Genomic DNA, 25,498 nt, shown 5'->3' on the forward strand with positions numbered 1-25,498 from the left:
TCATGCAACTGCTGTCGGTCCTCCGTCCCTTCCTCTCGGGTCGCGCGCTCGCCGCCATGGCCGGCGTCGCACTGCTCATGCCGATCATCTGGCTGTTCGGCCCCTTGCTGACGGTCGGCGGGGTCACCCCGCTCGGCAGCGAGATGAACCGCATCATCCTCTGCGCGGTTCTCTTCGTGATCGTGCTGCTCGTTCTCTGGTTCATGGACCGGCGCAAGCGGCGCCGGGATGCGCTGCTGGTGCAGGGCATCGCCGAGCCGGAACCCGGCGCCGACCGCGCCGCCGAGGAGGAGGCCGAGCTCCGCGACAAGCTCACCGCCGCGCTCGACAAGCTGAAGGCGACCTCGGGCAAGAAGGGCGGCTTCCTCTACGAACAGCCCTGGTACGTCATCATCGGCCCGCCCGGGTCGGGCAAGACGACGGCGCTCGCGAATTCCGGCCTGGAGTTCCCGCTGACCGACGGCGGCAAGCTGCAGGGCGTGGGCGGCACGCGGCTGTGCGAATGGTGGCTGACCGACAACGCCGTGCTGATCGACACGGCCGGCCGCTACACCAGCCAGGATTCCGACGCGGCGGCGGACAAGGCGGGGTGGGAACGCTTCCTCAACCTGCTCAAGAAGTCGCGCCCGCGCCTGCCGCTGAACGGCGTGCTGGTGACCTTCGGCGTGGACATGATCTCCCGCCTCGGCCCCGCGGAGCGCGAGCAGCATGCCCGCGCCGTGCGTCGCCGCATCAAGGAGCTCGAGGAAAAGCTCGGCCAGCGCCTGCCGGTCTACTTCATGATCAGCAAGTCCGACCTTCTGGCCGGCTTCATGGAATTCTACGACGACCTCGACAAGACCGCGCGCGAGCAGGTCTGGGGCTTCACCTTCCCCGTCCAGACCGCGAGCGAGGTCGGCCCCGTCTCCAAGTTCACCGAGGAATTCCAGGCGCTGCTCTCCCGCCTGCAGGACCGCACGCTGGAACGGCTGCAGCAGGAACGCGGCCCGCAGCAGCGCGCAGCCCTCGCGGGCTTCCCGGCGCAGTTCGCCTCGCTCGAAGGGCCGCTCTCGGCCTTCGTCACGGCGGCCTTCGGCGGCACGCGGCTCGACCCGGCGCCGATGCTGCGCGGAGTCTACTTCACCTCCGGCACGCAGGAAGGCAGCCCGCTCGATCGCCTCGCCGGCGCGCTGTCGCGCTCCTTCGGCCTCGACCCGCGCCGCCCGGCGGCGGTCATGCAGCAGAAGGGCCGCGCCTACTTCATCACCAAGCTGCTGAAGGACGTCATCTTCAACGAGGCGCGGCTCGCCTCGGGCGACCGCAAGGCGGACAAGCGGCGGCGCGTCGTCGCCATCGCCGCCTGGTCGGTCGCCGGCCTCGTCATGCTCGGCGGCGGCGCCTATGGCTGGATGTCCTGGAGCAACGAGCAGGCGCGCGAGCGCCGTCTCGCCGAGCAGGTCGCGAAGGCCGAGCAGGCCAGCCAGGGCATTCCCTTCGAGCGCATCAGCGAGGCGGAGTTCCGCCGCGTCCTTCCCTACCTCGACGCGGCGCGCGACCTGCCGCCGGCGGCGCGCGGGGATGGCGGCGGGCTTGGGCTGAGCCAGGAAAGCAAGCTCGTCGCCGGGGCCAATGCGGCGTATCGGCGCGCGCTGGATCGTTCCTTCCTGCCCCGGCTGCTCGCGCGGCTCGAGCAGGAGATGCGCGCCTCCTTCCAGCGCCCCGACGAATTGTATGACGCGACCCGCGCCTACCTGATGCTGGGGCAGGAGGGGCCGCTCGACGCGGACCTCGTGAAGTCCTGGTTCGCGCGCGACTGGCAGCGCACCTTCCCCGGCCAGGTGAACCAGCCGGTGCGGGATTCGCTGATGGCGCATCTCGACGCGACGATCGGGCGCAACTTCCTTCGCTATCCGGTCGACGGCGCGCTGGTCGATGCCTCGCGGCGCATCTTCTCGCGCCTGCCGCTGGCGGACCGCGTCGCCTCCCGCCTGCAGACCGCAGCGGCGGCGGCGAACGTCCAGCCGTGGCGGCCCGCGGACGCGCTCGGGCAGGCGGGGCAGCGCTACTTCACCCGGGCCTCCGGCGCGCCGCTGACCGATGGCGTGCCGGCGCTCTACACGCTCGATGGCCTCTATCGCGGGCTGCTGCCAGTGCTCGGCCAGGCGGTGCGGCAGGGTGTCGCCGAATACTGGGTGCTTGGGCCGGAGGGTGCGAACCTCGGCACCGACGACCCGGTGCGGCTGGAGCAGGAGGTGCTGCGCCTCTACGCGGAGGAATACGTCCGGCAGTGGCAGCGCATGCTGGATGACATCAACCTGCTGCCCTTGCCGCCGGCCCTGCCGGCGCAGGCGGAGGCGCTGAACATCCTCGGCGCGCCCAACTCGCCGATGAAGGACCTGCTGCGCTCGATCACGCGGCAGCTGACGCTCGGCACGCCCCCGCAGGGCTGGGCGCCGCCCGGCCGCCAGCCGCGGCCCGCGCCGCAGCCCGGCCAGCCGCCGCAGCAGCAGGAGCCGACCGGCGCCGAGCCCGTCGCCGCGATCGTGGAGCAGCGCTTCGAGGCGTTGCGCACCGCCTCGGGCGACCCGATCGACGGCGTGCTGCGCATCGTCAACGACCTCTTCGTGCAGGTGCAGCGCCTCGCCACCGCGCCGCCCGGCACGGTGCCGGCGCAGCCCGCGGGGCTCGACCCCGGGCAGCGGCTGCAGGCGGAAGCGGCGCGCCAGCCGCAGCCGATCCAGCGCTGGCTGAACGCGATGGTCACCCAGACCAACGTCGCGCGTGGCGGCGGTGCGAAGGCGGCGATCGCGGCGGCGGCGGCCCAGCAGCTTGCGCCGGCCTGCCGCGGGCTCGACCAGCGCTTCCCCTTCAACATCAACGGGGAAGACCTGCCGGTCGACGACTTCAACCGGCTGTTCGGCCGCGGCGGCGTCTTCGACCAGTTCTTCACGCAGAACGTCCGCCAGTATGTCGACACGACGCAGAACCCGTGGCGCCCGATGGCGACCGATGGGCTGCCCCCGCCGATTAGCGCGGCGGACCTGATGCAGTTCCAGCGCGCGGCGCAGATCCGGGATGCCTTCTATCCCTCCGCCGCCTCGCTGGGCCTGCGCTTCGACCTGGTGCCGCGCAGCATGGATCCGGGCGCGACGCAGGCGATCCTCGAATTCGAGGGCACGCGCACCGAGATCGCGCAGGGTGGTTCGGCCCGGCCGATCGCGATGTCCTGGCCGGCGCGCGGCAACACGACGCTGACCTTCGATCCGCCGTCCACCGTCGGGCCACTCGCCTATGACGGGCCGTGGTCGGCGATGCGGCTCGTCATGCGCCGCAACAGCACGCTCGCCGCAGGGCCGTCGCCCGAGCGCCTGCGCCTTCGCGTCCAACAGGGGGAAAGGACGATCGACTTCGAACTGCGCGCGGGGAGCTCCCAGCATCCCTTCGGCCTGGCCGCGCTCCAGCAGTTCCGATGCCCGACCTTCTCCCCCTGACCGGCCTCTACGGCAAGGTGCCGGCGCATGGCGACTTCGTGCGCCGGGGCCTGCCGTCGAGCTTCGTCACGCCCTGGGACGATTGGCTGCAGGCCGCGATGTCCCGCGCCCGCGCGGCGCTGGGGCCGCGCTGGGAGGAGGCCTGGGACGCCGCGCCGGCCTGGCGCTTCGCCTTGCCGGCCGGCGCCTGCGGGCCCGATGCGGTGGCAGGCGTGATGCTGCCGAGCGTCGACACGGTCGGCCGGCGCTTCCCGATCACGCTGGCGGCGCTTCTGCCGATGGCGGCTGCGGCGCCCGAAGATGCCTGGTTCGACGCGCTGGAAGGCGCGGCGCTGGCAGGCCGCGCAGGACATGCCGATGCCGATGCGCTGGCGGCCGCGATCCCGCCGCCCGGGGAGCCGGTTCGCGCCGCGTCCTTCCCCCTGGCCGCCGCGTCGCTGCCCGACCAGGTCGCGCATGGCGGCGCCGTGGCCGCCGAGGACGCCTGGGGCGTGGCGCCGGATCCGGGGACGGAGGACGTGCTCACCGGGCTTGGCGGCGCGGCGCCGGCACCGGACCCGGTGACGCCGGGCTCTGAGGACGTGCTCGCCCTCCTCGGCACCGGGGCTGGACCGGTTGGGCCGGCGCCGGTCGCTGATTCCATCGTCGAGCTCGACGTGCTGTCCGTCTTCGCGGGCGGTGCGGCGACGCCGCCGGCACCGGCGGACGGGACGCTCGCCATGCTGCTCGGCGGCGACCCGGCACCCGAGACGCTCGCCCCGTCGGCGCCCGATCCCTTCGATGCCTTCCTCGGCGACTTCGCCGCACCGGCGCCGGCAGTGCCGGAGGCCGCGCCCGCCCCTGTCCCGGCCGACCCGCTTCTCGCGCTGCTCGGCGGCGCCGAGAGGGCGGCGCCGCCCGTGGCACCGCTGCCGTCGTGGTCCGCCGATGACGGTCCCGATCCGCTCGCCGCGCTGATGGCCGCGGCACCGGATCCGCCGCCCGAGGAACCGCAGCCCCTTGCCGACGACTTGACGCCGCCGGCGATCCCCGACGATGCCGGCTTCCTCGGCTTCGCCGAGCCCGCGGACGAACCATCGCCTGGGAAAGCGCCGGCCGCCGCGCCCGTCCTCGCCGCCCCGCCCGCGCCCGAGGGCGGCGGCTGGTGGACGCGCGGTGCGTCGCATGTGCCGCCGATGGTCTGGCCCCTCCGGGGCCTGCCGTCCCCCGACGATTTCGCCTACCTCCTGGAAGCCGAGGCATGAGCGTGCGCCTGATATCCCATGCAGCGACCCATCCCGGCGCCGTGCGGCCCCGCAACGAGGATGCGCTGCTCGACCGGCCCGAGATCGGCCTCTGGGCCGTCGCCGACGGCGCCGGCGGGCACGGCGCGGGCGACGTCGCCTCCTCGGCCATCATCGCCGCGCTGCAGACCATCCCGCCGGGGCTGTCTGCGGCGGAACTGCTTGCGCAGGTGCGGCTCAAGCTGATCACCGTGCACAGCGACCTGCAGGAGGAGGCGGAACGGCGTGGGCCGGGGCGGATCGTCGCCTCGACGGTCGTCGTGATGCTCGCGCGCGGGGACCATTTCGCGATGCTGTGGGCCGGCGATTCGCGCGGCTACCTGCTGCGCGGGGGCGTGCTGCAGCGCGTGACGCGCGACCACAGCCTGGTGCAGGAACTCGTCGACCAGGGTTCCCTGCGGGAGGAAGAGGCCGAGAGCCACCCCCAGGCCAACGTCATCACCCGCGCCGTCGGCGCCCATGGTGAACTCGAACTCGACAAGGTGTCGGGCCGCATCATGGAGGGCGACCGCTACCTCCTCTGCACCGACGGCCTGTTCAAGACGATCCCCGAAGCCGAGATCGGCGCGATGCTGTCCAATGGCAGCGACCCCGCGGCCATCGTCACCGAGGCGGTGGGGCGCGGGGCGCGCGACAACGTCAGCGTCGTCGCGGTGGCCTGCGAAGGCTGACGCCCGAAGCCGTCAGCCCTTCGGGAGTTCGTAGGTGACGACCTGCTGGGACGCATTGATGGTGTCGTCGAGCGCGAAGTAGATGAACTCGATCTCCTCGTAGGAGAACTTGACCGTCTCGAGGGGGCGGTCGCCGCCCGACGTGTCCTCGATCGACGATACGCGGGCGTTGGTCAGCGAGACCTCGAGGAAATGCGTCGCCGCCGTCGCCTTGGGGCGCAGCCAGCGGATCTGCACCTTGAGCGTTTCCTGCTTCTGCACCTGCATCCAGAGCGCGGCCGAACTGCTGTCGGCCTGCCGCCGCACCACCGCTTCCTTCATCTGCGCGGCGGAAGTCATCTGCGCCATGCCGTGCGTGAAGGTGTAGTTGCGCGTCGCGCCCCATTCGAAGCCGTCGACCGGTATCCAGCCCGCTTCCTCGCCAAGCTTGCTCTCCCCGGTCACGCCGGAGATCTTCATCAGCATCGACATGGCTCACACCCCGTTCATGATCTGGGTGACGGACTGGGCGCCGCGGACCTGTCCCTCGAAGGTCCAGGTGATCAAGGTGAAGTCGTCGACGGCGAGGTCGTAGGTTTCCGTCGGCCTGTCCGATCCCGAGTCCCAGCGGCACCCGACGATCCCGACATCCTTGAGTTCGAGCCGCATGTACTCGACCGGCGCATCGGCTTCCGTGCGCATGAAGACGATGGCGGCCTTGCTCCTCGGGCTGCCCCAGAACAGCTCGCTCAGCAGTCCGACGCTCGACCCGTCGGTCGGCTTGCTGATGCGGATGATGTTGATCGAGGTGTCCACCTTCGCGCCCAGGCGGCTGTGCGGCTGGCCCGAGAAGCTGCAGGACTTCAGTTCGATCCAGTCACCCGAGGCGGGGGTCGTCGGGATGTCGCCGGGCACCTTCGCCTCGCCCTTGAGCGGGCCCGTCTTGGCCCCCTCGAAACACATGAAGATTGCCATCGCCGCCGGTCTCCCTGGCAGGTCCCATCATGAAAGATGCCGCCCGGATCGCTCCGGGCGGCATGCGCGAGCGACGGGGTGCGCCGGCCCGGGGGCCGGCGCCGGCCACATCAGAACGTGTCGCCCTTCGAGAGGTCGTAGCCGACCACTTCCGGGCTGTTGTTCAGATCGTCGCCGATCAGCAGGTACTTGAAGGAGATCTTGTCGAAGTTGAGGCTCACGGACTCCGACGGACGGTCGCCGCCCGAGGAGAGGCTGTAGCCCGAGATGCCGCAGCCTTCGAGCTCATAGACCATGTAGGGCTGCACCGAGCCGGACGCCGTGCGGACCATCGAGACGGTCACCTTCTTGTCGAGCGTGCCGGTCAGGGCCGCGACGAAGAGCTTCGGCGAGGAGCCGTCCGACGGCTTCGTCACCACGATCTCGCTGACGGAGGCGATGCCGCTCTCACGCGTGGACTGGCCGTAGGCGGAGCTGATGCCGCGGCCGATCCCGAACTGGAAGCTGTTGACCTCGATCTGCTTCTCGAAGCCCGTCGTCGTGGCTTCGCCTTCGATCCCGTCGTACTTCACAAAAATCGGCATTGTCTTTCCCTTTCCCATCCTGCCCCCGAGGGGCGGCACCGCGCCGCGCCCTGGTGAGCAATCCTATACGTCAGTTGACGTCGTAGCGGAACGACCCGTCGTCGTTCATACCCACCTTCACCTGAAGGATTTCATGCCCCTCCGCGAGACGCTCCAGGATGCGCGCGGAGAGCTCGGGCAGCACCGTGCGGCTGAGGATGTTGTCGATGTTGCGCGCGCCCGAGGAGACTTCCTTGCAGCGCTCGACGATGGCGTCGATCACCGCGTCGTCCACCTGCAGCGGCACGTTGTAGGATTCCTTCAGCCGCTTGCCGATGCTGCGCAGCTTGAGGCCCGCGATCTTCTTCAGGATCTCGGGCTTCAGCGGGTAGTAGATGACGACGTTGGTGCGGCCGAGGAAGGCCGGCTTGAAGGATTTGAGCAGCTCGGGCATCAGCGCCTCGCGCAGCTCGTTCGGCTCGGGCGTCAGGTCGGGGTCGGCGCAGAGCTTGTCGATCGCATCCGTGCCCGCGTTCGATGTCATGATGATGACGGTATTGCGAAAGTCGATGTCGCGACCCTCGCCGTCCTTCATCGCGCCCTTGTCGAAGACCTGGAAGAAGACGTCCTGCACGCCCGGATGCGCCTTCTCCATCTCGTCCAGCAGGACGACGGAGTAGGGACGCCGGCGGACGGCTTCCGTCAGCACGCCGCCTTCGCCGTAGCCGACATAGCCGGGCGGCGAGCCCATGAGCAGGGAGACCTTATGCTCCTCCTTGAACTCGCTCATGTTGATGGTGGTCATGTTCTGCTCGCCGCCATAGAGCAGGTCGGCGACCGCGAGCGCGGTCTCGGTCTTGCCGACGCCGGAGGTGCCGGCCATCAGGAAGACGCCGATGGGCTTGCGCGGGTCCGTGAGGCCCGCGCGCGAGGTGCGGATCGCCTGCGCGATCGCATCCAGCGCATGGTCCTGGCCGACCACGCGCTCCATCAGGTGGTCACGGAGCTTCAGGACGGTGTGGATCTCGTCCGAGACCATGCGGCCGACTGGGATGCCGGTCCAGGTGCCAACGACGTCGGCGACCGCCTGGCCGTCCACCACCGGGAAGACCAGCGGCTCCTCGCCCTGCAGCTTCTTGAGCGCGTCGGCGGTCTCGCCGAGCTCCTTCTTGAGAGCCTCGGCGTCGACCGGCTCGGCGGGCTTGCCGTCGGGGCCGGGCATCGGCACCGCCGCGGCCTCGATCTGGTGGCGGAGGTCGCGCATCTTCGCGACCAGCGCCTTCTCCTCCTCCCAGCGGTTCATCACCTCGGCCAGCTCGGCCGAGACCTTGGCGTGCTCCTGCTCGAGCGCCTCGCGCCGGGCCTTGTGGTCGGCGCCCGTCGCCTCCTCGCGCGCGATCGCGCCGAGCTCGGTGTCGATCAGCGACAGGCGGCGCTGGCGGTCCTCGACCGGGGCGGGGATCGCCGCCTGGGACATGCCGACGCGCGCGCAGGCGGTATCCAGCAGTGACACGCCCTTGTCGGGCAGCTGGCGCGCCGGGATGTAGCGGGCCGAGAGCTTGACCGCCTGGGTGATCGCCTCGTCCAGGATGCGCACGCCGTGGTGCTTCTCGAGCGTGCCGACGAGCCCGCGCAGCATGGCCGCGGCCAGCGGCTCGGAGGGCTCCTCGACCTTCACCACCTGGAAGCGGCGGGTGAGGGCAGCGTCCTTCTCGAAGTACTTCTTGTACTCGGCCCAGGTGGTCGCGGCGATGCAGCGCATCTCGCCACGGGCCAGCGCGGGCTTCAGCAGGTTCGCCGCGTCGTTCTGCCCGGCCGCGCCGCCGGCGCCGATCAGCGTGTGCGCCTCGTCGATGAACATGACGATCGGCGTGGGGGAGGACTTCACGGCGTCGATGACGCCCTTGAGGCGGTTCTCGAACTCGCCCTTCACGCCGGCCCCGGCCTGCAACAGGCCCATGTCGAGCGAGTAGAGCTTCACGCCCTTCAGCGCGTCGGGCACGTCGCCGGCGGCGATGCGCAGCGCGAGGCCCTCGACCACCGCGGTCTTGCCCACGCCCGCCTCGCCGGTGAGGATCGGGTTGTTCTGCCGGCGCCGGGTGAGGATATCCACCATCTGGCGGATCTCCCCGTCGCGGCCGAGGATCGGGTCGATCTTGCCCGCCTTCGCCTGCGCCACGAGCTCGGTGCAGTACTGGTCGAGCGGGCCGCCCGAGCGCGGGGCCTCGCCCGAGGGCGCGCCGCCGGGCGCGCCGCCGGCGGTGGGTTCGGCCGCGGCCTCGGCGGCCTCCTCGCTGCCCTCGGCCATCTCGCCCAGGTTGCGGCGCACGGCGTCGGCCGGGAGGTTCAGGAGCGAGGGCGCGCTCTCGCGCACCGAACGGCCGAGCGTGTCGTCGTTCAGCAGCGCCGCGAGGAGGTGGCCGGAGCGGATCTTGGTGCTGCCGCTCTCGAGGCTGGTCAGCAGCCAGGCCTCGCGCAGCCAGGTGACGATGTCGGGGGACAGCGAGGGCGCGCGGGCATTGCCCGTCTTGAACTTGTCGAGGGCGCGGGTGATCTCGTTCGCCACCCTGCCGGCATCGACGCCGCCCTTGCGCAGCACCGCCGCCACGTCGGACCCCGACGTCTCGACGAGCTTCAGCAGCACGTGCTCGATTTCCACATTGTAATGCGTTCGGGAGAGCGTGAGCCCAGCCGCCGCCTCGAGCTGCCGGCGCGTGAGCGCGTTCATCCGGCCGACGAGAGATTTCAGGTCGATCGCAACCATGCCAGGCGCATCCCTGTGTCTATTTCTGCGCGGCACGGCCCCCCGTCCGCTCCTGAAACGTTAGGGGGGCGTGCGAAACGAGTCCAGCGTGCTAGCGTGACCTTCATCGGCCCCGCGGATGTGCGGGGTGAGGGGCATCACACGGGAGTTGAGGATGGCGGAAGGGGTGCTCGACGTTGAGGCGCTGTTGGCGCCGCTCGGGACAGGCGACGGCGCGGGCGAGGATATCCGGGAGGACTATTCGCCGACCTCCATCTACCAGCGCATCCGGACGCAGCGGAACGACGCGCGCGCCGGGGAACGCCTGCTCGACGGCGGCGATCCGGACGCCAACCCGGCGACGATCCTGGGCGCGTGGCGGCAGGTGAAGTCGCTCGGCATCGATTGCCTCTCCTCCAAGGCCAAGGATTTCGAGATCGCGGCCTGGATGGCCGAGGCGGTGATCCGCCTCGACGGCCTGAAGGGCCTCTCCGATTCCTCCCTGCTCATCGCTGGGCTCTGCCAGCAATACTGGGACAACGGCCTGCCGCGGCTGGACGGCGAGGACGGGATCGACGGCCGCGCCGCCCCGATCGGGGGCCTGTCGGGGGATGGCGCCGACGGCACGCTGATGGCGTCGATCCGGCGTTACACGCTGTTCCGGCGTGCCGACGGCGCGCCCTGCGACCTGTTCACCTGGCAGCGGTCCGAGGAGACCGCCGGCATCGCCGACAAGGCGCGCAAGGAGCAGCGCCTCAAGTCGGGCGTGCCGGACTTCGATGCCCTTCAGAACGAGGCGCGGGCCGACGCCCCCTACATCCGGGGCGTCGGGATCGAGGCGCGCAACGCGCTCAAGGCCTGGACCGCGATGGACGCGGTCCTGACCGAGAAGTTCGGGTCCGATGCGCCGACCACGCGCCGCGTCGCGGATGCCCTCACCGCCATCGTCGACATCAGCACCGCCATCGCCGGGGCGCCGCCCCCCGAGGCGACCGAGGCCGAATCGGAGGAAGCCATGGCCGAAGCGGGAGCAGAGGAGGGGGGCGCCGCGGCTGGCGGCGTGGCGGTCGCGGCCGGGGCGCCGCGCGCCATGCGCACGCGCGACGACGCCATCCGCCAGCTCGAGGACATCGCGAACTTCTTCCGCAAGACCGAGCCCCATTCGCCCCTGGCCTTTGTCCTCGACGACGCGGTCCGCCGGGCGCGGATGCCGCTGATCGACCTGCTGGCCGAGATCCTGCCGGATGCGGCCACGCGCACGAAGATGCTGACCGTCCTGGGCATCCGGGTTCAGGAAGGCCAGTGAACCCCCTGGCGGGGGACGAATGGTGACCCAGATGCGTTGACCCCGGTCCGGGGGCCTGCGTAATCTCCTTCGCGACCGAAACTTTTTTTTGGGCACGGACCTCGCCCGCAGGAGGAACCTCTTCATGAGCAGCGTGCACGACAAGCTCGCGCGGGTCCGCAAGCCGCGCGTCCACATCACCTACGAGGTCGAGACGGAAGGCGCGCAGATCGAGCGCGAGCTGCCCTTCGTCGTCGGCATCCTGGGTGACTTCGCCGGCGATCCGACCGAGCCGCTGAAGCCGCTGAACGAGCGCAAGTTCGTCCAGATCGACCGCGACAACTTCAACGACGTGATGGCGCGCATCCAGCCGGGCCTGAACATCAAGGTCGACAACACGCTTGCCGGCGACGGCAGCCAGATGGCGGTCAACCTGAAGTTCCGCAGCCTCGAGGACTTCGAGCCGACCAAGGTCGCCGAGCAGGTCCCCGCGCTGAAGGCGATGCTCGAGACCCGGGCCAAGCTGCGCGACCTGATGTCGAAGGTCGACCGCTCGGAGGAGCTGGAAGGCCTTCTCGAGCAGGTGCTGCAGGACAAGGACAAGCTCGACAAGCTGTCGGCCGAGCTCGGCCTTGACAAGAAGGGCTGAAGACATGAGCGAGACCCAGACCTCCGCCGCCGGCGCCACGACGACCGAGCTCGAGGGCGGCCTCGGCCTCCTCGACCAGGTCATCGGTGCCACCAAGCAGACCGAGAAGGACCGGGCGCAGGACCTGATCAAGGCCCTGACCGAGGAAGCGCTGAAGGGCACCGTCACCTTCAGCCGCAACCTGCAGCAGACCTTCGATCGCGCCATCGCCGCGATCGACCAGAAGGTCAGCGAGCAGCTCAACAAGGTGATGCACCACGAGCGCTTCTCGAAGCTCGAGGGCTCCTGGCGCGGCCTGCACTACCTGGTCATGAACTCCGAGACCGGGACCTCGCTGAAGCTGCGCCTGCTGCAGGCGAGCAAGCGCGAGCTGTCGCGCGACCTTCAGAAGGCGGTCGAGTTCGACCAGTCGCAGCTGTTCAAGAAGATCTACGAGAACGAGTTCGGCACCCCGGGCGGCGAGCCCTATGGCGCGCTGATCGGCGACTACGAGTGGACCAACCACCCCGACGACATGGAGACGCTGCGGCTCATCTCCTCCGTCGCGGCGGCGTCCTTCGCGCCCTTCATCTCGGCGGCCTCGTCCCAGCTGTTCGGCATGGACGACTACCGCGAGCTGTCGAAGCCGCGCGACCTCGCCAAGATCTTCGAGACGGCCGAGTACACCAAGTGGCGCGCGCTGCGCGACACCGAGGACGCGCGCTTCCTCAACCTCGTCATGCCGCGCACCATCGCCCGCCTGCCTTATGGCGCGGCGACCGTGCCGGTCGAGGAGTTCAACTTCGAGGAGGCTCCCTACGACGCCGCCGGCAAGCCGAAGGCGATGGAACACAACGACTACTGCTGGATGAACGCGGCCTATGTCATGGGCGCGCGCCTGACCGACGCCTTCGCCCAGTACGGCTTCTGCGTCGCCATCCGCGGCGCCGAGGGCGGCGGCAAGGTGTCGAACCTGCCGACGCACGTCTTCACCTCGGACGACGGCGACAGCGACACCAAGTGCCCGACCGAGATCGGCATCACCGACCGTCGCGAGGCGGAACTCTCGGGCCTCGGCTTCCTGCCGCTCTGCCACTACAAGAACACCGACTACTCGGTCTTCTTCGGTGCGCAGTCCGTGCAGAAGCCGAAGAAGTACGACCGCCCCGAGGCGACGGCGAACGCGGCGATCTCCGCCCGCCTGCCCTACCTCATGGCGACGTCGCGCTTCGCGCACTTCCTCAAGGTGATGGCGCGCGACAAGATCGGCTCCTTCATGGAGGCGTCGGACGTTGAGGTCTGGCTGAACCGCTGGATCAAGAACTACGTCAACTCCAACGCCAATGCCGGTCAGGAGATGAAGGCGAAGTACCCGCTGCGCGAGGCGAAGGTCGAGGTGAAGGAAGTGCCGGGCAAGCCCGGCGTCTACAACGCCGTCGCCTATCTCCGCCCGTGGCTGCAGATGGAGGAACTCTCGACCTCCATGCGCATGGTCGCGCGCATTCCGCAGAAGGCGTGATCACGGCCGGGCGGGACAGGGGAGTGCGGCGCCATGCCGCAGACTACCGGACCTGAACCGCCCGTGCCCCTCCGTGCCGTCGTCCGCTCTGGCCAGTTCCTGGGCCAGGGCGGCGGTGCGGAGGGAGCGGAGCGGATCGCGGCTTTCATCACCGAGCCGTCGGCCGCCACCGCCCTCCAGGAGTGGTTCGGGCCACACCTTCCCTTGATGCTGCGCCATGACGGCAGCCCGGCGGGCCGCCGTCGCGCGATCGCGCGGCTCGAGGAGGCGGTGGACCGCGACATCGCGGCCCTCGATCGCATGATCGGGGTGCAACTCGACCGCGTGCTGCACCACGACCGGCTGCGCCGCTTCGAAGGGTCGTGGCGCGGCGTCGCCTGGTTGCTCGACCGCGTGCCTTTCGGCTCGCGGATCAAGATCCGGCTGGTGACGGCGCGCTGGGCCGAGATCTGCCGCGACTTCGAGCGCTCGCTGGAATTCGACCAGTCCAACCTTTTCAAGATGATCTACGAGGGCGAGTTCGGGACGCCGGGCGGCGAACCCTTCGGCATGATCCTCGCCGACTATGAGATCCGGCATGCGCCGGGCCCGGGCAGCCCCACCGACGACGTGGCGGCGCTCGACGGGCTCTCGGCGGTCGCGGCGGCGGCCTTCGCCCCGGTCGTGATCGCGGCGCACCCCGCGCTGCTCGGCTTCGATGCCTGGACGGGCCTCGGCGCCGCGGCGGACCTGACGGACGTGCTGAAGGCGAGCGACCGCAACCGCTGGCGGTCTCTCCAGGGGCGCGAGGATACGCGCTTCCTGTCGGTCGTCCTGCCGCGCGCCCTCGCCCGGTCGCCCTGGCCCGACGACGCGACGCGCGCCGACGGGTTCCGCTACCGCGAGCATGCCCCCGATTCGGGCGCGCGGGTCTGGATGAATGCGGGCTATGCGCTCGCCTCCGCGGCGATCCGCGCCTTCTCCCGGTCCTCCTGGCCGGCCGATGTGCGCGGCGCGGCCGTCTCGCGCGAGGCGATGGGCGGCGTGGTCGACGTCCTGCCGTCCGAGCGTCTGTCCGGCGACCCCCGTACCGGGCCGCTGCGCCCGCCGGTCGAGGTCGCGCTGACCGACGAGCAGGAACGCCAGGCGGTCGAGCACGGCCTGGTGCCCTTCATCGGGCTCGAATTGCTGCCGGAGGCGACCTTCGCCGCCGTCCCGTCGATCCATCGCCCGCCGCGCCAGACCGGCGAGACGGCGACGATCGCCAATGCGAATCAGCGCCTGTCGGCGCAGTTCAACGCGATGCTTTGCGTCAGCCGCTTCGCCCATTGCGTGAAGCTGATGGGGCGCGACATGGTCGGGTCCTTCAAGACCCATGACGAAATCCAGAGGCGCCTGCAGAAATGGCTGCAGGGCTTCACCAACGTCTCCTCCGCCTCCGGCGACCAGGGGGCGAGGTACCCGCTGCGCGACGCGCGGGTCGAGGTGAAGGAAAAGCCCGGGCAACCGGGCGTCTTCGGCTGCATCATCCAGTTGCAGCCGCACTACCAGTTGGACGAGGTGGGGGCGGCCTTCCGTCTCGTCACGGATCTCCAGGCGGCGAGGCAAGCAGCATGAGCACGGCAGGCGACGCATTCAAGGCGGGCGACATCGAAGGAGCGGTCGCCGCGGCGACGGCGGCGGTCAAGGCGGCCCCGCGCGAGCCGGGGCCGCGCTGGCTGCTGGCCGAGTTGCTCTGCTTCGCGGGGGAGTTCGAACGCGCCGACCGCGCGCTCGACGCGGTGATCGAGGACAACCCCTCGCCGACCGTGATGGAATTCCGCCAGTTGATCCGCGGCGAGGTGGTGCGCCGGCAAGTCCTGCTGGAAGGCCGCGTGCCGAAGTTCCAGGGCGAGGACCCGACGGACGCGCAGAAGGCGGCGGCCCAGGCCGTCACCCTGCTGCGCGCTGGCGACAAGGCCGGCGCCGCCGCCTCCTCGGCCGAGGTCGAGGCCCTTCGCCCGCGCGTGCCGGGGAAGATCGACGGCGTCGCCTTCGACGATTTCCGCGACGCGGACGATGTCTTCGCCGCGATGATCGAGGTGATCACCGCCGGCGGCGAGTATATGTGGGTGCCGACCGAGCGGCTGCGCATGCTGTCCTTCGACGCGCCCAAGCGGCCGCGGGACCTGTTCTGGCGCCGCTGCACCATCGAGATGAAGGACGGCCAGGAAGGCGTGGTCTACGTGCCGACGATCTACGGCTGGACGGCGAAGGACATGCCGAACCCGCTGCGCCTCGGGCGGGGGACCGAATGGCAGGACGAGGGCGGCCTCGTCCGTGGCCTCGGCCTGCGGGAATTCCTGGTCGGCGAGGATTCGAAGTCGCTGGCCGAGCTCGAAGAGATCGCCTTCGACTGAGGCACGCCACCGGGCCATGAGCGACACACGCACCAGTCCGCGGATCCGCCTGCCGCTGCTCGATCGGCTGATCGACGCCGATCCGGACAGCCCGCGCGAGCCGCCGCTGTCGCAGTCGCTCGCCATCGAGCAGCTGCGCCTCGCGGTCCGCCGCGACCTCGAGGCGCTGCTGAACGCGCGGCGGCGCCGGCTGCCGCCCGAACCGGGGCTGACCGAGCTCGTGCTCTCCCCGATCGGCTACGGCGTGCCCGACCCGACTGCGGGCTCCTTCACCGAGGAGGAGCGGCGCACGGCCATCTCGCGCGAGATCCAGGCGACCATCGCGCGCTTCGAACCGCGGCTGACCAACATCAAGGTGCAGCTCCGCAAGGACGAGCGCGACGCCGTCGACCGCGTGCTGCGCCTCAGGATCGAGGCGATCCTCAGGACCGACCCGGTGCCCGAGCAGATCTCCTTCGAGACGCTGGTGCGTCCGACGACGCTTGACGTCGCGGTGAACGAAGGCAGGTAGGGCCATGTCCGAAAGCCTGCTGCCCTACTACAACCGGGAACTCGCCGCGATCCGCAAGGCCGCGGGCGAATTCGCCGACGCCTACCCCAAGGTCGCCGCGCGGCTGCGCGTGACGCCCGAGGCGGTGGACGACCCTTATGTCGAGCGCCTGCTCGAAGGCGTCGCCTTCCTCGCCGCGCGGGTCCAGCAGCGCCTTGACGACGAGCTGCCCGAGTTCAGCGAGACGCTGCTCGAGATGCTCTCGCCGCACCTGCTCGCGCCGGTGCCGTCCATGACCACGCTGAAGCTCAGCCCGCCGCCCGACGCCACGGGACCGGTGCGCGTGCCGCGCGGCCTGATGCTCGAGACGGACCCGGTGCGCGGGGAGCCGGTTCGCTTCACCACCTGCCACGACGTCACCATCTGGCCGGTCACGATCGAATCGGCGCGCCTGTCGGGCCAGCCCATCGCGGCGCCGGCGAACAACCGGGTCCAGGGGGCCATGGCCTGCCTGCGCCTGGTGCTGCGGACCACGGCGCCCGACCTGCAATTCGCCAAGGTCGGCCTCGACCGGCTGCGGCTGCACCTGCGCGGCGTGGGCGCGATGCCGGCGCTGCTGCACGAGCTGCTCTGCACCTCGACCCTCGGCCTCGCCGTGGCCGACGGGCCCGCCGATCCGAAGCCGACCCTGCTCGGCCCCGAATGCCTGCAGCCGGCCGGCTACGACCAGAACGAGGCCGCGCTGCCCTGGCCGCGCAGGGCCTTCGCCGGCTACCGGATGCTGACCGAGTGGTTCGCCTTCCCGGAGAAGTTCCTCTACATCGACCTCACCGGCCTCGAGGCCCGCACCCTGTCGCAGGATAGCGGGAAGATCGAGATCTTCATCTACCTCTCCCGCGCCATGCCGGAACTCGAGCGCACCCTCGCGGCCGAGAACCTCGCGCTTGGCTGCACGCCGGCGATCAACATCTTCCCCCATCGCTGCGAGCCCATCTCGCTCGACGGCACCCAGTCCGAATGGATGGTGGTGCCCGATGCGCGCCGGCCGACCGCGCTCGAGATCTACGCCATCGAGCAGGTGCGCGAGAGCCGCCCCGACGGCCAGCGCCGCCCCGTCCTGCCCTTCTACCGCCTCGGCCGTGAGGAGGAGGACGCCGATGAGGTCGCGGCGGCGAACTACGTCACCTTCCGCCGCGGCGCGACGCCGCCCATCACCGGCACCCAGACCTGGATCGAGTTGCGCGACACGGCCTTCGACCCGCTGCGCCCGCCCGAGGGCGTGCTGACGATCGAGGCGCTGTGCTGCAACCGTGACCTGCCGGTGCTGCTGCCCTTCGGGGCCGGCCAGCCGCGGCTGCGCGTGTCGCAGGGCGGCATGCCGCTCGCGGGCGTGGACTGCCTGTCTCCGCCCACGCCGACGCTGCGGCCCGGGCTGAACGACCGCGGTGCCTGGCGGCTCATTTCCCACCTCGCGCTCAACCACCTGTCGGTGACCGGGGGCGAGAACGGCGCGGCCGCGCTGCGCGAGATCCTGCGCCTGCACGACCTGCGCGACACGGCCGAGACACGCTCGGCGCTCGCCGCCCTCGTCTCGGTCGACACGCGCCCCGGCGTCGCGCGGCTGCCCGGCGGGCGGGCAGGGGCCTTCGCGCGCGGCCTCGACGTGACGCTCACCTTCGACCAGCAGGCGTGGGTGTCGGCCGGGCTCTATCCGCTCGCGCAGGTGCTGGAACGCTTCCTGGCGCTGCAGGTGTCGGTCAACGCCTTCTCGCGCACCATGGTCGCGCTGCGCGGGCGCCCCGGCGTGGTGGCCCGCTTCGCCCCGCGCAGCGGCACGCGGACCCTGTTGTGAGCAACCCCGGCACACCCCTGCCGTCGCTCGAGGACCTCGCCGTCGCCGCGCCGGCCGACCCGCCGCCGCAGCCGGAACCGCCGATCTCCGAGCCGCCGGTCCCCGAGGCGTCGGCCGAGCCGCCGCCCGAACCGCCGCCGGTGCTGCCGGACCTCGAGGCGCTGTCGGTCGCGACCGAGGAGGAAGCGGCCGCTGCCCGCCCGCCGCCGGAACCGCCCGCCTCACCCTCGCTGAACCCGGTCCCGCCGGTGGACCGGCTGCGGCGCGACCCGTCGCGCTTCGACCTCGACCAGGCCTTCGCGGTCGCCATCGCTGCCTCCCGCGGCAATTCCGACGCGCCGGAGGAACTTCGCCTGCGCAGCGCCGCGCGGCTGTCGATGCCCGCCGGCCCGGTGGTGGGGGCGAAGCCGGAGGACGGGGAACTCACCCTTGGCACCTTCGGCCTGATCGGCGCGGGCGGCGTGCTGCCGCGCCACCACACGGCGCTGGTCGCGGCCGAGCAACGCAAGCGCTCGACCGCGCTGCACGCCTTCCTCGACATGCTGGCGCGGCGCGCAGTCGGCCTCTACGCCAAGGCCGGCGCGAAATACCGCCCGACGCGCAACGCCGAACCGACAGCGCGCGCCCTGTCCGCCACGATCGGCATGGGCACGCCCTTCCACGAAGGGCGCATGAAGGTCCCGCCGGAGGACCTGCTCTTCCACGCCGGCAACCTCGCCTCCCGCACCCGCAGCGCCGAGCGCCTGCGCGCCATGCTGGAGGCCGAGACCGGCCGGCGCGTCGAGATCGAGGAATTCGCCGGCGGCTACATCCGCCTGCCCGCCGCCGAGCAGACGCGCATGCCGCGCGGCCGCGGCCCCGTGCAGCACGCCGCCCTCGGCGTCTCGGCGGTCGCCGGCGCGCAGGTTTGGGACCCGCATGCGCGCTTCATCATCCGCTTCGGCCCACTGACGCGGCAGGAGTTCGAGGCGCTGCTGCCCGGAACGCCGGCCTGGCTGACGGTGACGCAGCTCGCCCGGCTGTTCGTCGGGCCCGACACCTCCTTCGCCGTGAACCTGGTGCTGAAGAAGGATGAGGTGCCCCCCGCCCGCGCCGGCGGTGGCGCGCGCCTTGGCTGGTCGAGCTGGAGCGGCACCTCGCGGGCCCGCACGGCGGATGCGCGCGACGCCGTCTTCGAACCGCGGGAGGTCGTTTGACCTCTCGCGCCCGCCTTTCCCGCGCCGGGCGGCGCCACTGAGGAGCCTGCCTTGTCCGACGCCAAGACGCGCTATGGCGCGGCCGACATCCGCTACGTCGCGGCCTTCAATCCCGACATCTCCCCCGCGCGCGTGCAGGTCGCCCTCGCACTGCACGATACGGTGTGGAACCCGCCGGACCGGGAACGGCTCACCTTCCTCGACATCGGCTGCGGCCGCGGGCTCACCTCCTGCATGCTGGCCGCGGCCAATCCGGGATGGGAGGTGGTCGGTCTCGACCTGCAGCCGGTTCACATCGCCGAAGCGCGCGAGATCGCCGCCGAGGCGGGCCTCGACAACGCCCGCTTCATCGAGGCCGACCTCGCCGAGCTGGACGAGGAAGCGAGCGCGGCGCTGCTGCCCGAGGTCGACATCGTCATCTGCAACGGCGTCTGGACCTGGGTACCGGATCCTGTGCGCCAGGGCATCGTCACCCTGTTGAAGTCCCGCCTGCGCGCCGGCGGCGTCGTGCTCATGGGCTACAATTCCCTGCCGGCCTTCGCGGACTGCATCGTCCTGCAGCGCATCCTGCGCGAGGTGGCGGAGGGCGTGGCCGGCGGCGAGGCGGAGAAGGGCGCCGCGGCGCTCGCGGTACTCGAACAGCTGCGCGAGTCCGGCTCGCCGCACCTGCCGCACCCCAAGGTGCTGAGCCACATCATCGCTGCGGGACGGAGCGCGCCGGCCTACATGGCCCACGAATGGTTCACGCCCTTCTGGCGGCCGGTGTTCCATGCGGAGCTGGCGCATGATCTGGCGGCCGCGCGGCTCGACTATGGCGGGCCGGCGCGGCCGGCGGCGAACCTGCTGCACCTGAACCTCGACCGGGAGCGCCGCGAAGCCTTGGCGCAGCTTCCCGCGACGATGGATCCGGAGACGATCGGGGATGCCTTTCTCGAACGGCGCTTCCGGTCGGACCTCTTCATCCGCGGCCGCCGCCCCGGCGGGCGGCAGGCACTGGGCGATATCCGCTTCGCGCTCGGCGTGAACCCTGAACACGCCGTGATGCGTATCGGGACGCAGACTGGCGTGGCCAATTTCGGGGAGGCGGCGGAGCAGGCGATCCTCGGCGCGCTGGCGGCCGGGCCGCAGCGGGTGCGTGACCTCGCCGCGCTTCCGGCCTGCGCGGGCCTGACCGAGGCCGATGTCGCGCTGATGCTGCTCGATACCTTCACCGCCCATCCGCTCTGGCGCGACGTCCCGAACGACCCCGCCTTCGCGGCGCGTGCGGCACGCTGCAACCACGTCATCGCCCGTCGCCTCGGACGCGAGGCCTTCGCCAGCAAGGCGCCGCTCGGCGCCGTCGTGCCGGCCCTCGGCAGTGCCCTGGTCCTCGGCATGTCGGATCTCGCGATCATTGCGGCCATCCAGGGGGGCGTGCCGGCGGAACGCGACGCGCTGGCCCGGCGGCTGACGCCGCGGCGCGACGACCCCGAGGCCGTCGCGACGGTGCGCGAGGCGGTGGGGGCGACGCTGACCCATCATCTCGGCGCCTGGCGCGCCCTCGGCGTGGTCTGAGGCGATGCGCGGCAGGCAGGGAGCCCCGACGTGACCCACGCAACCGCCCGCTACGGTGCCGCCCATGTCCGCGGCATGGTCGATTTCGAGTCCGCCGCCTCGCCGGCACGGCTGCACCTCGCGCTGGCCATCGCGGACACCGACTGGGAACCTCGCGACCGCGACCGGCTGACCGTGCTCGACATCGGCTGCGGGCGTGGCACCACGGCTCTTCTGCTCGCCGCGGCCAATCCGGGCTGGGACGTCATCGGGCTGGATCTGCAGCCGGCGCATGTGGCGGAAGCGCGGGAGATCGCGGCCGAGGCAGGCCTTTCGAACCTGCGCGTGATCGAGGCGGACCTCGCCGGGTTCGACGAGGCGTGCGCCGCCCGGCTGCTGCCCGAGGTCGACATCGTGATCTGCCGCGGCGTCTGGACGTCGGTGCCGGACGTGGTGCGGCAGGGGATCGTCGCGCTGCTCAAGTCCCGCCTGCGGCCCGGCGGCCTGGTGCTGATGGGCTACAACGCGCTGCCGGGCTCCTCCGGCGCGATCGTGCTGCAGCGCCTGCTGCATGAGGCGGCGCGCGGCATGCCGGGCACCGAGCCGGAACGCAGCCGCCGCGCGCTCGCCGTCCTTCAGCAGCTGCGCGAGATCGGCTCGCCCTACCTGCCGCCGCCCAAGGTGCTCGACGGCATCATCGGGCTGGGCAACGCCTCGCCGGCCTACATGGCGCATGAATGGTTCACCGGATTCTGGCGGCCGGTCTTCCACGCCGACCTAGCGAAGGACCTCTCCGCCGCGCGGCTCGAATTCGGCGGTCCGGCGTGGGCCTCGGCCGGCATGGCGGACCTTCAGTTGCGCCCGCAGCAGCAGCAGATCCGCAAGAACCTGCCGGAGTGGATGCATCCGGAGACGACCTACGACCTCTTCCTCGAGCGCCGCGTCCGTACCGACATCTTCGTGCGCGGGCGGCGGCCGGGGGGGCGGCGGCGGCTGGGGGAGATCCGCTTCGCCATGGCCGGCAATCCCGACCATGCGACGATGCGCCTGCCCACCCAGGCCGGCCAGGCGGCCCTGCCCGAGCCGCAGCAACGCACGCTGCTCGAGGCGCTGGCCCGCGGGCCGAGGACGCTCGCCGAACTTGCCGCCCTGCCTGGCATCGAGGACCTGACGCTACCCGACATCGCGGTGATGCTGGCCGACACCAACACGGCACTGCCGCTGTGGCGGGACCCGTCGAACGATACGGCCATGTCCGCGCGTGCGGCCCGCTGCAATGCGGCTCTGGTGCGGCACTTCGCGGTGGAGGCTTCGGCCGCCAATTCCCCGCTCGGCGCCGTCTGCGAAGCGTTCGGCAGCGCCTTCCCGATCTCGGGCACCAACCTTGCCATCGTCGTCGCGCTGCAATCGGGCGTGCCGGCGGATCCGGACCTCCTGGCGCGCGACCTCGCGCCCGATCTGGAGAATGCGGAGACGCTCGCGGCGCTGCGGAAGGAGATCGACAGGACCCTCGCGCTCTATCTCGGCGCTTGGCGGGCCCTCGGCGTCGTATGACCGGGCGGCCCGTCGAGGAGATCGCCGTACTGCTCGCGCGCCACGGCGATGCGTGGCGTGATATCGTCCAACTGTGAACCGCTTCGGATGCGCACCCCACGCACCCGTGATACCCATAACGTCATCGAAGGAGGGATCACCATGACCCGCTCGCTGCTTCTCGCCGGCGCTGCCGCGCTGGCCCTGTTCTCCGGGGCGCCGGCCGCGCTGGCGCAGTCCGATCCCGCCGCGCTGCAGCTGATCGAGCGCCTGCGCCCGCAGGCCGGCGGCCAGACCCGCGGCATCCGCGTCCCCGGCGCCTCCGAAGGCACGACGCAGCCCGCCACGCCGAGCCAGCCGCCCGCCGCGGTCGCCGGCCCCGGCGCGCCGACCGTCTCCCCCGGGGCGACCAGCAGCTCCCGCCCGACCCAGGCCGTCGCCCGCCCGCCGGTGCGCGAGACCACCTCGGACGCGCCCTCGGCCTCGATCACCGTGATGTTCGCCTCGGGCTCCGCGGTGCTGACGCCCGATGCCGAACGCGCCCTCGCGCCGCTCGGCCGCGCGCTGAACTCGCAGGACCTCGCCGGCTTCCGCTTCCGCATCGAGGGCCATACCGACACGGTCGGCGACAACGCCTCCAACCAGGCGCTGTCGGAGCGCCGCGCCGCGGCGGTGCGCGAATACCTGATCAACAAGTTCGGCGTGAACCCCGGCCGCCTCGAGGCGGTGGGGCTGGGCGAGACCCAGCTCCTCGTCCCGACGCCGGACGAGACGTCCAACGCGCGCAACCGGCGCGTCCAGGTCGTCAACATCGGCAGCTGACGGCGGGCGCATGAACGACCCGGACGCGACGGTCGTCCTGCCACGGCCCCAGGCGGTCGCGCCATCGGCCGGAAAAGCGCCGCCGCCCCGGCCGGGCGTGGTGCCGGGCCGGACCCTGGCGCTGGCCGCCGCCGGCGCGGTGGTCGCGGCCGGCGTGGCGGGGGCGGGGGCCTGGTACTGGCTCCGCTCCGGCACGCCGGAACCGCCGCCCAAGCCCGAAGGACCGGCGATCGTCCAGGCGCCGCCCGCGCCGCCGGCGGTGCAGGTGCCCGCCGATGCGATGCCTCGCCTTGCGGCCGCCGATGCCATCTACGGCAACCGCGCGACGGCGCCGACGCTGTTCCGGCTGGCGGAGAACCCCCGCGTCTTCGTCTTCGACTTTCCCGACCTCGATGCCCAGGCCGCGATGTTCAACCGCGTCGCCGCGCTGGTGGAGAAGGTCGGCCTGCCGCGCGACCGCCTGCTCGACGACACCGCGCTCGCCGCGGCCATCGCGCGCAGCGGCGACACGGCGGCGACCTACTACTACGGCCACAACTACCGCGGCCGCGACCTCGAGCGCTTCTTCGCGCTGGCCGACCGCGACCGGATTACGCTGAACCCGGCCGAGCAGCGCCTGCGGCAGGAGGTCGAGCGCCTGCGCCGCATCGTGCCGCCGCCGGCGGACTTCGCGATCATCTCGGTGCCCGGCCTCGAATCCCGTGTCGATCCGACGATGCGCCGCGCGATCCTCAACCACGAGATCGGCCACGGCCACTTCTTCACCAACCCGGACTTCGCCGAGCATGTCGCGAAGGTCTGGCGCGAGGTCTTCACCGAGCAGGAGCGCGCGACCTTCCGGGCCTTCCTCGAACGCGAGGGATACGATCCCGCGCTCGAGGAGGTGATGATGAACGAGGCGATGGCCTACCTCGTCTTCACCCCCGATGCCCGCTTCTTCACGCCCATGCATGCAGGTCTGACCGAGGCGCGGGCCGAGCAGCTGCGCGCCGCCCTGCGCGCCCGCGCGCCGATCTGACCCCAGGCCTGCGGCACATGCGGCGGCGAGTCCCGTCCCGTCCCGTGCCGTCCGGCGGATGGCCGCCGCATCCGGGTGGCCGCGCATGAGGGAATTCGTCCAGCGCATTCGCGCGGCGGCGACCGGGGTAGGCGGCGCCTGCATTCCCTTCTCGCAGTGCCTCGAGCCGACGGCGACGCTGATCCGCACCCTGCCGGCGACCGCGGGCGGCATCTGCCAGGCGCTCTGCGCCAAGTGGATCGCCGAGCACGCGAACGAGCGCTCGGTGTGGAACTGGCTCTGCACGCCGGGGACGATGAATGTCCGCCCGGCGATGATCGCCAACCTGATGATCAACTTCGCCGAGGGCGTCGCGGCACCGGGCAGCGCGGCGGCGAACGCCACGGTCCGGCGCGGCGCCGGCCAGGGCGACATGCTGTTCCAGGACGTGGTGACCGAGAAGTACCTCGCCCTGCACGGCGTCGTGCGCCGCGGCCTGGCACGCGCCAGGATGACGCGGCTGCACGCCTCGCGCGGCAGCCCGGTGATGGGCGCGCGCATCGCACGCGACCTCGATCCCGACCAATGGAACGGGCAGAACTTCTACGTGCTGGTCTCGGTCCTCGGGCCGGGGGGCGGGCACGCGCTCTGCGTCCATGTCGGCAGCAAGGACGTGTCCTTCTTCGACCCCAACTTCGGCGAGTTCTATTTCGACACGCGCGCGAAGTTCAAAGCCTTCATGCGGGATTTCTGGCGGATCTCGGCCTACCGGGACGCCTTCGACGCCTACTACATGCTTGATTTCGGCAGGAAGCCGGGCTGAGGCGCATCACCGCCGCGGCACGCGGCCGAGGATGCCCAGCATCGCCGCCCAGTGCCGTTCCGCTGCCACCGCGTCGAAGCCCGCCGAATCCGGCTGGGCGAAGCCGTGGTGGACGCCGGGATAATGCTCGATCCGGTGTTCCACGCCGCTGGCCGCGAGCGCTGCGGCGACCTGGCCCGGCACGCCGGCGGGGATGAAGGGATCCTGCTCGGCGAAGCAGAGATAGGCCGCGCCCCGCCGCATGCGCGGGATCCAGAGATGCGGGCTGTCCGGCGCGTCGGTCACCATGCGCGTGCCGTAGAAGGACGCCGCGACGGCGACGCGGTCGGGCTGCTCGGCCAGCGCCTGCAGGGCGAAGCGCCCGCTCATGCAGTAGCCGACCGCAGCACCGGGGCACGCCGGCGTGACGCCGAGCGCGTCGAGCATGGCCGTCAGGTCCGTGCGGAACTGCGCGTGGCCGTAGCCGCGGGCGAGGTTGAAGATCCGCTCGCGCTCCGGGTTGCCCTCCTGGCTGAAGGCGGCGCGGTCGAAGCCGATGTCGCGCGCGCTGCGCCAATAGAGGTTCGGCAGCAGCGCCCGGTAGCCCGCCGCGGCGAGGCGCGCGGCCATGCCCTGCAGCGCCGGCCGGACGCCCGGCGCGTCCATCAGCACCAGCACCGGGGGCGCCGCTTCGGGCGCGACGGCGGGGGCGTAGAGATGCGCATTGATCGCCCCGCCGGGGGCGGGGATGTCGATGGCCGTGCCGGTGATCGCCATGG

At 71.5% G+C, this 25,498-nt stretch carries 21 protein-coding genes; 16 read left to right on the top strand and 5 right to left on the bottom strand.

Going from position 1 to position 25,498, the window contains the following annotated elements; translation table 11 throughout:
• The first annotated feature begins 2 nt into the window (after positions 1-2).
• Genes tssM through GWK15_RS09615 form a run of 3 tightly spaced genes read left to right on the top strand, consistent with a single transcriptional unit; the run spans position 3 to position 5,424 of the window.
• Positions 3-3,470, top strand: coding sequence for a type VI secretion system membrane subunit TssM (tssM, locus tag GWK15_RS09605; protein ID WP_168041060.1), 3,468 nt, complete (start codon positions 3-5; stop codon positions 3,468-3,470).
• Complete coding sequence (gene tagF, locus GWK15_RS09610; RefSeq protein ID WP_168041061.1) at positions 3,449-4,714, top strand: type VI secretion system-associated protein TagF; 1,266 nt, start codon at positions 3,449-3,451, stop codon at positions 4,712-4,714. The genes tssM and tagF overlap by 22 nt, the downstream gene beginning before the upstream one ends.
• A complete protein-coding gene (locus tag GWK15_RS09615) occupies positions 4,711-5,424 on the top strand; it encodes a PP2C family protein-serine/threonine phosphatase (RefSeq protein ID WP_168041062.1) in 714 nt (237 codons plus the stop codon). Before tagF ends, GWK15_RS09615 begins: the two co-directional genes overlap by 4 nt.
• Positions 5,425-5,436: 12 nt before the next feature.
• Here the strand turns inward: GWK15_RS09615 and GWK15_RS09620 are convergent, their stop codons facing one another.
• The 4 genes from GWK15_RS09620 to tssH all read right to left on the bottom strand — a co-directional run bounded on the left by GWK15_RS09620 (position 5,437) and on the right by tssH (position 9,705).
• Positions 5,437-5,895, bottom strand: coding sequence for an Hcp family type VI secretion system effector (locus GWK15_RS09620; protein WP_168041063.1), 459 nt, complete (start codon positions 5,893-5,895; stop codon positions 5,437-5,439).
• A 3-nt stretch (positions 5,896-5,898) separates the two neighbouring features.
• Positions 5,899-6,378, bottom strand: coding sequence for a type VI secretion system tube protein Hcp (locus GWK15_RS09625; RefSeq protein ID WP_168041064.1), 480 nt, complete (start codon positions 6,376-6,378; stop codon positions 5,899-5,901).
• Positions 6,379-6,488: 110 nt separating this feature from the next.
• Entirely contained in the window at positions 6,489-6,962 is a 474-nt protein-coding gene (locus tag GWK15_RS09630; protein WP_168041065.1) for an Hcp family type VI secretion system effector, read from the bottom strand.
• A gap of 70 nt (positions 6,963-7,032) precedes the next feature.
• A complete protein-coding gene (gene tssH / locus GWK15_RS09635) occupies positions 7,033-9,705 on the bottom strand; it encodes a type VI secretion system ATPase TssH (RefSeq protein ID WP_168041066.1) in 2,673 nt (890 codons plus the stop codon).
• A gap of 166 nt (positions 9,706-9,871) precedes the next feature.
• Between tssH and tssA the strand changes: the two genes are divergently transcribed.
• The 13 genes from tssA (at position 9,872) to GWK15_RS09700 (ending at position 24,740) form a co-directional block, all read left to right on the top strand.
• A complete protein-coding gene (gene tssA, locus GWK15_RS09640) occupies positions 9,872-10,990 on the top strand; it encodes a type VI secretion system protein TssA (protein ID WP_168041067.1) in 1,119 nt (372 codons plus the stop codon).
• A gap of 124 nt (positions 10,991-11,114) precedes the next feature.
• On the top strand, positions 11,115-11,618 hold the full coding sequence (tssB, locus tag GWK15_RS09645; RefSeq protein WP_168041068.1) for a type VI secretion system contractile sheath small subunit: 504 nt from the start codon (positions 11,115-11,117) through the stop codon (positions 11,616-11,618).
• 4 nt (positions 11,619-11,622) lie between these two features.
• Complete coding sequence (gene tssC / locus GWK15_RS09650) at positions 11,623-13,116, top strand: type VI secretion system contractile sheath large subunit (protein ID WP_168041069.1); 1,494 nt, start codon at positions 11,623-11,625, stop codon at positions 13,114-13,116.
• Between the two features lie 63 nt (positions 13,117-13,179).
• Positions 13,180-14,712, top strand: a complete 1,533-nt coding sequence (gene tssC, locus GWK15_RS09655) for a type VI secretion system contractile sheath large subunit (protein ID WP_338147222.1) — start codon at positions 13,180-13,182, stop codon at positions 14,710-14,712.
• Positions 14,709-15,494, top strand: a complete 786-nt coding sequence (locus GWK15_RS09660) for a type VI secretion system accessory protein TagJ (protein WP_168041071.1) — start codon at positions 14,709-14,711, stop codon at positions 15,492-15,494. The genes tssC (GWK15_RS09655) and GWK15_RS09660 overlap by 4 nt, the downstream gene beginning before the upstream one ends.
• Positions 15,495-15,510: 16 nt before the next feature.
• Positions 15,511-16,005 (top strand): type VI secretion system baseplate subunit TssE, encoded by a 495-nt coding sequence (gene tssE, locus GWK15_RS09665; RefSeq protein WP_168041072.1) that lies wholly within the window; start codon positions 15,511-15,513, stop codon positions 16,003-16,005.
• Positions 16,006-16,009: 4 nt separating this feature from the next.
• On the top strand, positions 16,010-17,836 hold the full coding sequence (tssF, locus tag GWK15_RS09670; RefSeq protein WP_168041073.1) for a type VI secretion system baseplate subunit TssF: 1,827 nt from the start codon (positions 16,010-16,012) through the stop codon (positions 17,834-17,836).
• Positions 17,833-19,032: a type VI secretion system baseplate subunit TssG gene (gene tssG / locus GWK15_RS09675; RefSeq protein WP_168041074.1), complete on the top strand. Its 1,200-nt coding sequence runs from the start codon at positions 17,833-17,835 to the stop codon at positions 19,030-19,032. Before tssF ends, tssG begins: the two co-directional genes overlap by 4 nt.
• A 51-nt stretch (positions 19,033-19,083) precedes the next feature.
• The gene (locus GWK15_RS09680; RefSeq protein WP_168041075.1) at positions 19,084-20,586 is read left to right on the top strand and encodes a class I SAM-dependent methyltransferase; all 1,503 of its coding nucleotides are present in this window, start codon (positions 19,084-19,086) and stop codon (positions 20,584-20,586) included.
• A gap of 30 nt (positions 20,587-20,616) precedes the next feature.
• A complete protein-coding gene (locus tag GWK15_RS09685) occupies positions 20,617-22,119 on the top strand; it encodes a methyltransferase regulatory domain-containing protein (protein ID WP_168041076.1) in 1,503 nt (500 codons plus the stop codon).
• 141 nt (positions 22,120-22,260) lie between these two features.
• Positions 22,261-22,920 carry an OmpA family protein gene (locus GWK15_RS26295; RefSeq protein WP_168041077.1) on the top strand — a complete coding sequence of 220 codons (660 nt, stop codon included), beginning with the start codon at positions 22,261-22,263 and terminating at the stop codon, positions 22,918-22,920.
• A gap of 10 nt (positions 22,921-22,930) precedes the next feature.
• Positions 22,931-23,938, top strand: coding sequence for a hypothetical protein (locus tag GWK15_RS09695; RefSeq protein WP_168041078.1), 1,008 nt, complete (start codon positions 22,931-22,933; stop codon positions 23,936-23,938).
• Between the two features lie 85 nt (positions 23,939-24,023).
• Positions 24,024-24,740, top strand: coding sequence for a YopT-type cysteine protease domain-containing protein (locus GWK15_RS09700; protein WP_168041079.1), 717 nt, complete (start codon positions 24,024-24,026; stop codon positions 24,738-24,740).
• A 6-nt stretch (positions 24,741-24,746) separates the two neighbouring features.
• Here GWK15_RS09700 and GWK15_RS09705 read toward each other — a convergent pair whose 3' ends face one another.
• Positions 24,747-25,496 (bottom strand): dienelactone hydrolase family protein, encoded by a 750-nt coding sequence (locus tag GWK15_RS09705; RefSeq protein ID WP_168041080.1) that lies wholly within the window; start codon positions 25,494-25,496, stop codon positions 24,747-24,749.
• Positions 25,497-25,498: the final 2 nt, after the last annotated feature.

Source organism: Neoroseomonas oryzicola (assembly GCF_012163135.1).
GTDB lineage: Bacteria > Pseudomonadota > Alphaproteobacteria > Acetobacterales > Acetobacteraceae > Neoroseomonas > Neoroseomonas oryzicola.